The 12,021-nt window shown below is 72.1% G+C and carries 8 protein-coding genes; 1 reads left to right on the forward strand and 7 read right to left on the reverse strand.

From position 1 onward, the window contains the following. Positions 1-48: 48 nt before the first annotated feature. Positions 49-264 (reverse strand): hypothetical protein, encoded by a 216-nt coding sequence (locus tag ACWCWD_RS29705; RefSeq protein ID WP_450777632.1) that lies wholly within the window; start codon positions 262-264, stop codon positions 49-51. A 41-nt stretch (positions 265-305) separates the two neighbouring features. Further along, the gene (locus ACWCWD_RS29710) at positions 306-1,337 is read right to left on the reverse strand and encodes an SPFH domain-containing protein (protein ID WP_450777490.1); all 1,032 of its coding nucleotides are present in this window, start codon (positions 1,335-1,337) and stop codon (positions 306-308) included. A 269-nt stretch (positions 1,338-1,606) separates the two neighbouring features. On the opposite strand from ACWCWD_RS29710, the gene ACWCWD_RS29715 reads away from it, so the two are divergent. Further along, on the forward strand, positions 1,607-3,841 hold the full coding sequence (locus tag ACWCWD_RS29715; protein WP_450777492.1) for a transglycosylase domain-containing protein: 2,235 nt from the start codon (positions 1,607-1,609) through the stop codon (positions 3,839-3,841). Between the two features lie 106 nt (positions 3,842-3,947). Here the strand turns inward: ACWCWD_RS29715 and ACWCWD_RS29720 are convergent, their stop codons facing one another. The 5 genes from ACWCWD_RS29720 to ACWCWD_RS29740 all read right to left on the reverse strand — a co-directional run bounded on the left by ACWCWD_RS29720 (position 3,948) and on the right by ACWCWD_RS29740 (position 11,750). Further along, the gene (locus ACWCWD_RS29720) at positions 3,948-5,411 is read right to left on the reverse strand and encodes a catalase (RefSeq protein WP_450777494.1); all 1,464 of its coding nucleotides are present in this window, start codon (positions 5,409-5,411) and stop codon (positions 3,948-3,950) included. A 167-nt stretch (positions 5,412-5,578) separates the two neighbouring features. Then, entirely contained in the window at positions 5,579-7,501 is a 1,923-nt protein-coding gene (locus tag ACWCWD_RS29725; protein WP_450777496.1) for an ATP-binding SpoIIE family protein phosphatase, read from the reverse strand. A gap of 533 nt (positions 7,502-8,034) precedes the next feature. Next, positions 8,035-8,721, reverse strand: a complete 687-nt coding sequence (gene fomD / locus ACWCWD_RS29730; RefSeq protein ID WP_450777498.1) for a cytidylyl-2-hydroxypropylphosphonate hydrolase — start codon at positions 8,719-8,721, stop codon at positions 8,035-8,037. Positions 8,722-8,830: 109 nt separating this feature from the next. Then, positions 8,831-10,234 (reverse strand): class II fumarate hydratase, encoded by a 1,404-nt coding sequence (locus ACWCWD_RS29735; protein WP_450777500.1) that lies wholly within the window; start codon positions 10,232-10,234, stop codon positions 8,831-8,833. Positions 10,235-10,445: 211 nt separating this feature from the next. Beyond that, complete coding sequence (locus ACWCWD_RS29740) at positions 10,446-11,750, reverse strand: M18 family aminopeptidase (RefSeq protein WP_450777502.1); 1,305 nt, start codon at positions 11,748-11,750, stop codon at positions 10,446-10,448. Positions 11,751-12,021: the final 271 nt, after the last annotated feature.

Here is a 12,021-nt window from a genome sequence, read left to right on the forward strand (position 1 = left end):
GCTGGCCGGAAAGGGCGGGCGGGAGCGCCCGTGACGGGCGCGTCCCCCTCACTCCGGCGGGTGCGCCCCTGCCCCCGGCTCCGGGTCGGGCCCCTTCGGCGGGCGCCCCCGGCGGGCGATGGGCGACGTCGAGCCGGGCAGCCGGCCCGCTTCCGCCAGCGCCCGGCGCAGCAGGAACTCGATCTGCGCGTTGGCGCTGCGCAGCTCGTCGGAGGCCCAGCGGGCCAGCGCGTCGTGCACGGCGGGGTCGAGCCGCAGCAGCATCTGCTTGCGCTGCCGCGGCCCGCGCCCGGAGCTTTCCTCGGTCACTGGTAGAGCGTGCCCGTGTTCAGGACCGGCTGCGCGGCGCGGTCCCCGCAGAGCACCACCATCAGATTGCTGACCATGGCCGCCTTGCGCTCCGAGTCCAGCTCCACGATGTCCTGCTCGGCGATCCGGGTGAGCGCCATCTCGACCATGCCCACCGCGCCCTCGACGATCTGCTTGCGGGCCGCGACGACCGCCCCGGCCTGCTGCCGCTGGAGCATCGCCGAGGCGATCTCGGGGGCGTACGCGAGGTGGCTGAAGCGCGACTCGATGATCTGGACCCCCGCCGCCCGCACCCGGGCGGTGAGCTCGACGGCCAGCTTCTCGGTGATCTCCTCGGCGTTGCCGCGCAGCGAGAGGCCGCCCTCCTCGTGGGCGTCGTACGGGTACTCGATGGCGATGTGCCGGACGGCCGCCTCGGTCTGGGTGGCGACGAACTCCAGGAAGTCGTCCACCTCGAAGAGGGCCTGCGCGGTGTCCTCGACCTTCCAGACGACGATCGCGGCGAGCTCGATCGGGTTGCCGTAGGCGTCGTTGACCTTGAGCACCGCGGTCTCGTGGTTGCGGACCCGGGTGGAGATCTTCCGGCTGCTGGTGAGCGGGTTGATCCAGCGCAGGCCGTCGGTCCGGATGGTGCCGACGTACCGGCCGAAGAGCTGGATGACCCGGGCTTCGCCGGGCGCGACCATCTTCACCCCGCTCATGCAGAAGAAGGACGCGATGACGATCAGGATGCCGACGATCACCAGGGCCGCGCCGGCGCCGTCGTTGCCGCCCGAACCGAGGATGCCGCCGACGACGATCACTGCGATTCCGACGAGGACGCCGACGACGGTGAGCAGCAGGCCGACGCCGCCCGGGATCGAGTGCGCGGTCACCTCCCTGACCTGCGCGGCCGGCAACTGCGGCGCGTTCACGGGCAGGTCGGTGGTGGGTGCGGGTGTGGACGGGACCGGCCTGCGGTCGTTGGGCTGTTCGGACACGGGGTCCCCCGATTCGTCTGGCTGCCCCGCCGACGCGAGGAGCTTCATGGATTCAAAGTGATATCACATTAGCGGTTTTCGCAACCATGGAGCCCCCGGGGGAGTCGGTTCCTTGAGGGGTGGGTGCTGATTCTCACGTCCGGAAAAGGCCGGATCGCTTGCTTTTTGTCCGTCCTGACAGTGTTAGCTGTCTTGGCTGGGCAGAGCTGACGGCAGAACTGACGGCAGGGCTCACGACGGTGCGGACGGCGACGCCGCCAGGACCGACGACGGAGCCGCGGGGGACCGACCGACCGAGAAACAGGAGCGACACAGCGATGGGGCGAGCGGATGAGCGACGTGCCCGCGGCCGGGAGGCGCGGGCCGGCAAGAGGGGCGGCATACGCGGGCTCTTCACCTGGAAGCGGGTCCTGGGCACGTTCTTCGGTCTCTGCCTGCTGGTGATGGGCGCCTTCGTGGTGCTGTACCTCTACGTACCGGTGCCCGAGGCGAACGCCCAGGCCCAGATGCAGAGCAACGTCTACAAGTACAGCGACGGCACCGTCCTCGCCCGCACTGGCGACGTCAACCGGGAGATCGTGGACCTCGCGCAGGTCCCGAAGGCGGTCCAGCACACCTTCGTCGCCGCTGAGAACAAGTCCTTCTACCAGGACAAGGGCGTTGACCTGAAGGGCACCACCCGTGCCCTGATCAGCACCGTGTCCGGCAAGGGCAAGCAGGGCGGCTCGACCATCACCCAGCAGTACGTGAAGAACTACTACCTCACGCAGGACGCGACGGTCTCCCGCAAGCTCAAGGAACTGGTGATCTCGCTCAAGGTCGACCAGAAGATGAGCAAGGACGACATCCTCGCCGGGTACATCAACACCGCCTACTACGGCCGCGGCGCCAGCGGCATCCAGGCAGCCGCCCAGGCGTACTACGGCGTGGACGTCTCCAAGCTCAACGTCTCCCAGGGCGCCTACCTCGCCTCGCTGCTCCAGGCCCCCAGCCAGTACGACTGGGCCACCGCCACCGACACCGGCAAGCGCCTGGTCAAGGAGCGCTGGGCCTACACCCTGAACAACATGGTCGAGAAGGGCTGGCTCAGCAGCGCCGACCGCCAGGGCCTGGAGTTCCCCGTCCCGAAGGCCCCCAAGGCCGCACCCGGCATGGAGGGCCAGACCGGTTACCTCGTCGAAGAGGCCAAGGCGGAGCTCAAGGAACAGGGCGTCACCGAGGAACAGCTCGAGGCCGGCGGCTGGACCATCACGCTCAACATCGACAAGAAGCGCCAGAAGCAGCTGGAGAAGTCGGTCGACGACCAGCTGGAGTCGAAGCTCGACCGGAAGAACAACAAGGTCGACGCCACCGTCCAGGCGGGCGCCACCTCGGTCGACCCGAAGACCGGCGCGATCGTCGCCATGTACGGCGGGGTCGGCTACACCCAGCACTACTTCAACAACGCCACCCGCGACGACTACCAGCCCGCCTCCACCTTCAAGCCGCTGGTGCTCGCCTCCGCCCTGGAGAACGAGTCCACCACCCAGGACGGCGACCTGATCGGCCTGAACACGGTCTACGACGGCACCAGCGAGCGGCCGGTCGTCGGCAGCGACACCCCGTACGCGCCGCAGAACGAGGACGACCAGAGCTACGGCGACATCAGCGTGCAGAAGGCGCTGAACGCCTCGGTCAACTCCGTCTTCGCACAGATGGTCGTCGACGTCGGTCCCGACAAGGTCAAGAAGACCGGGCTGAGCCTCGGTCTGCCGGACAAGAACTTCCCCGAGCGCCCCGCGATCACGCTGGGCACGATGAACGCCTCGACGCTGGACATGGCTGGTGCGTACGCCACCCTCGACAACCACGGCAAGAAGGTCACGCCGTCCATCGTGAAGTCGGCCGAGCACCGCGACCGCACGGTCGAGGCGGTGGACGGCGTCGGCAAGCAGGTGATCAGCCGGAAGTCGGCCGACACCGTGACCAAGGCGATGACCGGGGTCATCGACTCCGGCTCCGGCCAGGCCGCCAACACCACCGCGTACGAGGCGGCGGGCAAGACCGGCACCTCCGAGAACAACAAGGCGGCCTGGTTCGCGGCCTACACGCCCGAGCTGACCACGGTCGTCGCGCTCTACGGCGAGTCCCCGAAGGAGGGCGGCGGTCAGGTCAGCCTGACCGGCACCGCCAACTCCGGCCGAGCCAACGGTGGTGGCTTCCCCGCCCGGATCTGGGCCGACTACACGCTGGGGGCGCTGAACGGCGGCTCCGACGCCCAGTTCGACCTGGAGGACGTCGAGGCGGGCGAGGTGCCCTACACCCCGCCGCCGACCCCGACCGAGTCGACGTCGCCCACCCCGACGCCGAGCGCCACCACCGCGTCCCCGTCGGCGACGCCCTCCGAGGACCCGACCGAGGAGACCCCCTCGCCGGACCCGACCCAGTCGACCCCCGCAGAGCCCAGCGAGACGCCCTCCGACGACGGGTACGACCCGGGGGACGGCGGCGACAACAGTGGCGGCGCCACTCAGCCGACGGAGCGCCCGGGCGGCGGCGGCCTGCTCGGCTGACCCGCGACGGCGGCCCGCCGGGCCGGGCGGTGGCCCGTGCACACGACCGAGGGGCGGTACCGGAGGATCACCTCCGGTACCGCCCCTCACCCGTCCGGGCGACCGGTCAGCCGCCGTTGACCTTCGCGGCGACCCGGTCGCCGAGGTCCTTGTCGACGTTGCGCCAGTACTGCAGCGCGCGCTCCAGCACCGGGGCGCTCACCCCGTCCAGCAGATGGCCGGAGATGTTCGAGACCAGCCGGTCCCGCGCCGCGTCGTCGAGGACCTGGCGGACCAGCGTCCCCGCCTGGCCCCAGTCGTCGTCCTCGCGGTGCAGCTTGTACGCCTCGTGGACCATCTCGCCCGCCGTCGCCCACCCGGCGGGGTCGCCGAACCGGACGGTGTCCGCGTCCGGACCGCCGTACGAGTTCGGCGCGTACACCGCTCCCGTCCGCGACGGCTCGTACCGCATCGGGCCGTCCTTCGCGTACGAGTTCACGCCGTGCCGGGGCCGGTTCGGCGGGAGCTGCGCGTAGTTCGGGCCGATCCGGTAGCGGTGCGTGTCCGGGTAGGAGAAGAGCCGGCCGAGCAGCATCTTGTCCGGGGACGGGCCGATGCCGGGCACCAGGTTCGACGGCTCGAAGGACGCCTGCTCGATGTGGACGAAGAAGTCCTCGGGGTTCTCGTTCAGCGTCATCCGGCCGACCTCGGTCAGCGGGTAGTCGCCGTGCGGCCACACCTTGGTCAGGTCGAACGGGTTGAACCGGTAGTCCGGCGCGTCCTCGAACGGCATGATCTGGACCCGCAGCGTCCAGCTCGGGTGGTCGCCGCGCCTGATCGCCTCGAACAGGTCCCGGCGGTGCACGTCACCGTCGGTCCCGGCCATCGCGTCGGCGTCGGCCTGCGTGTAGAAGTCGATGCCCTGGTCGGTCTGGAAGTGGTACTTCACCCAGAAGCGCTCCCCGCCCGCGTTCACCCACATGTAGGTGTGCGAGCTGAAGCCGTCCATGTTCCGGTACGTCTTCGGGATGCCCCGGTCGCCCATCAGCCAGGTGACCTGGTGGGCGGACTCCGGGGAGAGCGTCCAGAAGTCCCACTGCATGTCGTGGTCGCGTACCCCGCTGTCCGGGCGGCGCTTCTGCGAGCGGATGAAGTCCTGGAACTTCATCGGGTCCCGTACGAAGAAGACCGGCGTGTTGTTGCCGACCATGTCGTAGTTGCCCTGCTCGGTGTAGAACTTCAGCGCGAAACCGCGCGGGTCGCGCCAGGTGTCGGGCGAGCCCTGCTCACCGGCGACCGTCGAGAAGCGCGCCAGCATGTCGGTGCGTTTGCCCGGCTGGAACAGGTCCGCCTTGGTGAACTGGCTCACGTCGTTGGTCACGACGAAGGTGCCGTACGCCCCCGATCCCTTGGCGTGCACCACCCGCTCGGGGACCCGTTCACGGTTGAACTGGGCCATCTTCTCGATGAGGTAGTGGTCCTGGAGCAGGATCGGGCCGTCCGCACCGACGGTGAGCGAGTGTTCGTCGCTCTCCACCGGAATCCCGGCGTTGTTCGTGGTGTACGGAAGCTTGCGGGTCTCCTCGGTCACGAGCGTCCTCCCGTCGGGTGGGGGGTGGGGTCAGGAGGTGCCCGGCGACGATCCGCCGGACACCCTCAGGCCGCTGTGACGTTCGGGACCGAGTCAACTCCCCGGCCCCGGGGTCGGCAACATGTGCGCCGGCCCCCGACAGGGCCTCCCACCCTCGTACGCCCCTTCTACTGTCCCCCGGTCGCCATCTCGAACCAGACCACCTTGCCCGTGGAGAGCCGCGTCGCCCCCCACCGCCGGGCCAGCCGGTTCACCAGGAACAGGCCGCGCCCGCTCTCGTCCGTCTCCCGGGCCCGGCGCTGCCTGGGCAGCTGCGGCGAGTCGTCGCCGACCTCGCAGCGCAGGATGTCGGTCCGCAGCAGCCGGAGCGTCACCGGCCGCTCGGCGTACCGGACGGCGTTGGTGACCACCTCGCTGACCAGCAGCTCCACCTCGTCCGAGAGGTGCTCCATGCCCCAGCGCTCCAGCGCGCCCCGGGCCAGCCGGCGGGCCCGGCCGGGCGCCGAGTCCTGCGGGTCCAGGGACCAGTACGCCACGTCGTTCGGCGCGATCCCGTCGAAGCGGGCCGCCAGCAGCGCGATGTCGTCGTCCCGGTCGCCCGGCCCCAGCATGTCGAGCACGTCGTCGCAGAGCGCCTCCAGGGGCGGCGAGTGGTCCGGGCCGGTCAGCCGCGCGGTCGCCGCCAGCCGCTCCCGCAGCTGCTCGATGCCGGTCCACACGTCCCGCACCCGCGACTCCACCAGGCCGTCCGTGTACAGCAGCAGCGTGCCACCGGCCGGCGCGTCCAGCTCCACCGCCTCGAAATCGACCCCGCCCACCCCGATCGGGGCGTTCGGCGGCACGTCGAGCACCTCCGCACGCCCGCCCAGGTGCAGCAGCACCGGCGGCGGATGACCCGCGTTGGCGACCGTGATGCGGTGCGCTACCGGGTCGTACACCGCGTACAGGCAGGTCGCCATACGGTTCTCGCCGAGCCGCTGCGCCTGCTCGTCCAGGTGGTGCAGGACCTCCTGGGGCGGCAGGTCGAGACCGGCGAGCGTCTGCGCGGTGGTGCGCAGCTGCCCCATGATCGCGGCCGAGGTCATCGAGTGGCCCATGACGTCGCCCACGACCAGCGCGACCCGGCTGCCGGGCAGCGGGATCGCGTCGTACCAGTCGCCGCCGACCCGGGCGGTCTCGGCGGCCGGGAGGTAGCGCGACGCGAGCCGCACCCCGGTCGGCTGCGGCAGCGAGTCCGGCAGCATGGTGCGCTGGAGCTCGTCCGCGATGTACGCCTCGCGGCCGTAGAGGACGGCCTTGTCGATGCCGAGCGCGGTGTGCGTCGCGAGCTGCGCCGCGACCAGCAGGTCGTTCGCCTCGAAGGGGGCGCGCTCGGTGGTCCGCAGGAAGACGGCCGAGCCGATGACCCGCCGCCGGCCCCGCAGCGGGGCCAGGATCGCGCGGTGACCGGTGGGCGCGGGCCGCCCGGAGCCGAGCAGCTCCGGCAGCGCCGACCGGGCCGCCGCGTTGTCGCCGAAGACGGGGCGGACCCCGCGCAGCACCTCGCTGAGCGCGCCACCGGTGTGGACCTCGCAGAGATCCGCGACGGGCAGCAGATCGGTCCCCGGATCGATCACCGGCGGTCTGAGCCGTTCGGGGTCGTGGAGCGCGTCCACGTCCTCCTCTGCCGTCCGCAGCCGGTCGCTGCGCCGCAGCCGGAGCACGAACGGCTCCACCGGCCGCTCGTCGCCCACCGGCAGCGGATCGCGCAGGTAGATGAGGATCTCGTCGCAGAAGGTCGGCACGCTGGCCCGGCAGAGGCCGAGCACGATCTCGTCGAGATCGATGCCCCGGGCGATCCGGCGGGTGGCCGCGCCGACGAACCGCAGCCGGTCGCCCTCGCGCCGCGCCGCCGCCTGCGGGTCGGGCGCCGCGAGGACGCCCGGGGCGGCGGGCGCGGCGCCGGGGGCTCTGGGCGCCCCGGCGGGTCCCGGGATGGCCGCGGGCGTCGCGGTGGCCGGCGCGGCGTCCTGCTGCCGGGGCCGGGTGCGTTCCTGCGGCCGGGCGGCGAGAGGCCGGTGGCCTTCGTGGGAGGTGGGGTGCTCCGTCACGCGTGGGGTTCCGTCCGTCCGGGCCGGTTGTATGAGGCAGTCACCTCGTGGGGCGACACTCTGCCCCGGTGAGAGCGGTGGGAACAACGGCGCTCACCCGCGACCGCCGCGCGCGGGGCCGAAACCTTGCGCACACGTGACCGGGCGCTGACAACGTTTTCGGTGCCCGGGGTGTCCGCCGCGTCCGAGGCGTTCACCGGAGTGCCCGCCGCGTCGGAGGCGTCCACCGGGGTGCCCGCCGCGCCCGAGGTGTCCGGGACGCGCGGTGCGGTCCCGGCGGCGCGGACCGCACCGGCCGCGGGGGCGGCCGTGCCGGGGTGTCCACCCGCTCGTGCGAGCACCACGCCTCCACCCCCTCGTAGTGGCTTCCGCGGCCGTGCGCCCCGTCCGGGCTGCGGCCCGGGCGGGTGGTACGGCCTGTGCGGTGTCGCCTGTGACATGCGGTCAGGTCCGGTGGCCGGTACGCGGGTTGTCGCGCACGGGCCCTCGGGAGGCTGATCCTACGGGCGCCCCCCACGGGTGATTCAAGAGTCTCACGACGGCGTACGCGCGCGGGTGCGGTCCCAGTCATCCGGCAGCGCCGGGACGGGCCAGGCCGGATCGGGCCGCCAGTGCTCCCAGCCGTCCCGGAACGGGGACCCCCACGCCTCGATCACCGAGACCGCCGCACGCCCCGCCCTGCGCACCCGCCCGGCCGTTCCGGCGTCCATCAGGCCGACCCGCTGGGCCTGCGCGAACTCGTCCTCGTCGAGCCACTTCCAGCTCCGGTCGGGGTTCACCGAGATGTCGAGGAAGTGATCCTCGGAATCGACCCCAGAACTCCAACGAGTGAGTGGTTCCTCGAAGTTGACGTACCAGTTCCGGAAGACCCAGCCCCGGTCCCAGAAGAGCCAGACCGACCAGGGCTCACCCGGCCGCGCGAGCTTCAGCACGCCCATGCCCCACCAGGTGTACCGGGCCGTGGTGCGCGGCACGGTGTAGCGGGTGGCCAGCGGTTCCGTGTGCACCTCGGTGCCGTTCGCGAGCACCGGCCGTACGCACTCGGTGCCCGGTGCCATCCACACCGCGAGCAGGTCCTCGGTGTCCTGCACGACCGTGACCGGACGGCAGATGCGCAGCGGCGGAGCGTGTGTGGCCCCGACCTCGCTGCCCTTGTCCCGGTAGCGCCAGAGGATGTGGTCCCCGGGCGCCCAGCGTGTGTGCTCTCCCGTACCTTCCATGAACAGATCTTACGGACGCCGCCGCGCGGGCGCTGCGATACGTATCACCTCGCGGTCCGGACCCCGACGGATCGTCAGGGGAACCTGACGATCCGTCCGGGGCGGAGCTTCACGGCCTGGTCATCCGCAGCACGTCCAGCGCCGCGTCCAGCTGTTCCACCGTCAGGTCGCCCCGCTCCACGTACCCGGAGGCCAGCACGGTCTCGCGGATCGTGGTGCCGTCCGCCAGCGACTTCTTGGCGACCTTGGCCGCCTCCTCGTACCCGAGGTACTTGTTCAACGGGGTCACCACCGAGGGCGAGGACTCCGCGTAGGCGCGGGTCCGGGCGGTGTCGGCGGTGATGCCGTCCACCGTGCGGTCCGCCAGCAGCCGGGCGGCGTTCGCGAGCAGCCGTACGGACTCCAGCAGGTTCTTCGCGATGACCGGCATCATCACGTTCAGCTCGAAGTTGCCCGCCGCGCCCGCCACCGCGACCGTGGCGTCGTTGCCCATGACCTGCGCCGCGACCATCAGCACCGCCTCGGGGATCACCGGGTTCACCTTGCCCGGCATGATCGAGGACCCCGGCTGGAGGTCGGGCAGCGCGATCTCGGCCAGCCCGGTGCGCGGCCCGGAGGCCATCCACCGCAGGTCGTTGGAGATCTTGGTCAGTGAGACCGCGACCGTACGCAACTGGCCCGAGACCTCCACGAGGCCGTCCCGCGCCCCCTGTGCCTCGAAGTGGTTGCGGGCCTCCGTCAGCGGCAGCCCCGTCGTACCGGCGATCTCCGCGATCACCGCGGCGGAGAAGCCGGGCGGAGTGTTGATCCCGGTGCCCACCGCCGTACCGCCCAGCGGGAGTTCGGCGAGCCGGGGCAGGGAGGCGCGAAGGCGCTCGACGCCGTAGGAGATCTGCGCCGCGTACCCACCGAACTCCTGTCCAAGGGTGACGGGCGTCGCGTCCATGAGATGGGTACGCCCCGACTTGACGACCTCCGCGAACTCCCGCGCCTTGCGCTCCAGCGACGCGGCCAGGTGCTCCAGGGCCGGGACGAGGTCGCCGGTGACGGCGGCGGTGGCGGCGATGTGGATCGAGGACGGGAAGACGTCGTTCGAGGACTGCGAGGCGTTGACATGGTCGTTGGGGTGCACGTCACGGCCGAGCCGCTCGGAGGCGAGGGTGGCGATCACCTCGTTGGTGTTCATGTTGGACGAGGTCCCCGAGCCGGTCTGGAACACGTCGACCGGGAAGTGGTCGTCCCACCGGCCCTCGGCCACCTCGGCGGCGGCCTCCCGGATCGCCTCGGCGACCTCCGGGTCGAGCACCCCCAGACCGGCGTTGACCTTGGCGGCCGCCGCCTTGATCCGGGCCAGTGCCTCGATGTGGGCGCGCTCCAGGCGCTGGCCGGAGACGGGGAAGTTCTCCACCGCCCGCTGGGTCTGCGCGCGCCACTTGGCGTCCGCCGGGACCCTCACCTCGCCCATCGAGTCGTGTTCGACACGGAATTCCGCCGGGTCCTGTGCATCGGTCATGTTGTTCGAACCTCCTGTGCCGTTGAGCGCGCGCCGTCGCGGGGCTATTCCCCCCGGGCGGCGGCCGGCGGATCGTGGCCGGGGTGGCGTCCTCGATCCGCCGGACACGTGCCCGGCCCGCCCCGGAGCCACCCTCTCCCGCACCCGTACCCCGCGCGCACACGGCACGCGGGGTACGGGGACGACGGGCGGGGCCGGCGCCCCCGCCCGCTCAGGCGGCCGTCAGTACGGCGCGCAGCGCCGCCGCCAGATACCCCGGGTCCTCGGCCCCGCACAGCTCGCGCGCCGAGTGCATGGAGAGACCGGGGACCCCGACGTCGAGCGTGGTCACCCCGAGCCGGGCGGCGGTCAGCGGGCCGATCGACGTACCGCAGGGCATCGCGTTGTTGGCGGCGAAGGACTGCCACGGCACCCCGGCCCGGTCGCACGCCTCGCGGAAGAGCGCGACCCCCGTGCTGTCGGTGGCGTACCGCTGGTTGGTGTTGACCTTCACCGTCGGGCCGCCGTTCGGCAGCGGGTGGTGGCCGGGGTCGTGGCGCTCCTGGTAGTTGGGGTGCACGGCGTGGGTCATGTCGGCCGAGACGCAGAAGGAGCCGGCCAGCGCCCGCGCCCAGTCCTCCGCGCTGCCGCCGCGCGCCGTCACCGCGCGCGACAGCACCCGCTCCAGCAGCGGGCTCTGCGCCCCGGTCTGCGAGGCGCTGCCGACCTCCTCGTGGTCGAAGGCCGCCAGCACCGGGATGTACCGGGGCTGCTCGACGGCGGTGGCGGCGTCCGCCAGCGCGGTGACGCCCGCGTGCACGGAGACCAGGTTGTCGAGGCGGGGGGAGACCACGAACTCCCGCTCCACGCCCAGGTATCCGGGTGGCTGGACGTCGTGCAGCATCAGGTCCCAGCCCAGCACGTCCGCCGGGTCCGTGCCCGCCGCCGCCGCGACCCGGCGCAACAGCGCGCCCTCCTCGGGGGCGCCGAGCGACCACACCGGGGCGAGGTGGCGCTGCGGGTCGAGCAGCGCGCCCTCGTTGACCTTCCGGTCGAGGTGGATGGCGAGTTGCGGGACGCGCAGCAGCGGCTCGTCGATCCGCACCAGCAGCTCGCGCGGGGCGCCGGGGGTGCTGCCGCGCAGGGTGAGCCGGCCGCTGATGCCCAGGTCGCGGTCGAGCCAGGTGTTCAGCGGCACCCCGCCGTAGATCTCGACGCCGATCTGGCGCCAGCCGGCCGTCCCGGTGTCGGGGTTCGGCTTCACCCGCAGGTTCGGCGAGTCCGTGTGACAGCCGATGATCCGCAGGGGGGTGTGCACGGGCGCGTCCTCGGGGACGTACCAGGCGATCAGCGCGCCCGCGCGGGCGACGTAACAGCCGCCGGTCGTACCGCTCCAGTCGTCCGTGCCGCGCAACTCGCGGAATCCCGCCTTCTCCAGGCGCGTCGCGGCGCTCGCCACCGCGTGGTAGGGGGAGGGGCTGGCGGCGATGAAGGCCAGCAGGTCGTCGGTGTGGCTTCGGTGGGGGGCCGGCGTCATGCGTCGTCCGCCTTTCCGGTGGTGTGCGACCGCGAGGGTGGGGCACGGGGGTTGTCGGCGATCTCCCCGCCGCTCGCGGCACACGGGCGAGTTCAGCGCGCACGGCTCGTGCGGGCGGTGGGTGTGCCCGGCGGATCAGGGCCGGACGCGCTCAACCCACCGCAGACGCCGGGCGCCGCGCAAGCCCGCCACCGGGCGCGCTGCGGGAAAGGGGCGGTGGTCCGGGCACCGGCCGGGCCTCCGGCCACGGGGGCCGCGGCGGCACCGGGGA

The sequence above is a fragment of the Streptomyces sp. NPDC001493 genome, assembly GCF_053597235.1.

What these genes read in the sequence shown, in the direction of transcription:
- ACWCWD_RS29710 (WP_450777490.1), bottom strand. Translation starts at nt 1,337, where the DNA reads ATGAAGCTCCTCGCGTCGGCGGGGCAGCCAGACGAATCGGGGGACCCC.
- ACWCWD_RS29740 (WP_450777502.1), bottom strand. Translation starts at nt 11,750, where the DNA reads ATGACGCCGGCCCCCCACCGAAGCCACACCGACGACCTGCTGGCCTTC.
- ACWCWD_RS29705 (WP_450777632.1), bottom strand. Translation starts at nt 264, where the DNA reads ATGCTGCTGCGGCTCGACCCCGCCGTGCACGACGCGCTGGCCCGCTGG.
- ACWCWD_RS29715 (WP_450777492.1), top strand. Translation starts at nt 1,607, where the DNA reads ATGGGGCGAGCGGATGAGCGACGTGCCCGCGGCCGGGAGGCGCGGGCC.
- fomD (WP_450777498.1), bottom strand. Translation starts at nt 8,721, where the DNA reads ATGGAAGGTACGGGAGAGCACACACGCTGGGCGCCCGGGGACCACATC.
- ACWCWD_RS29735 (WP_450777500.1), bottom strand. Translation starts at nt 10,234, where the DNA reads ATGACCGATGCACAGGACCCGGCGGAATTCCGTGTCGAACACGACTCG.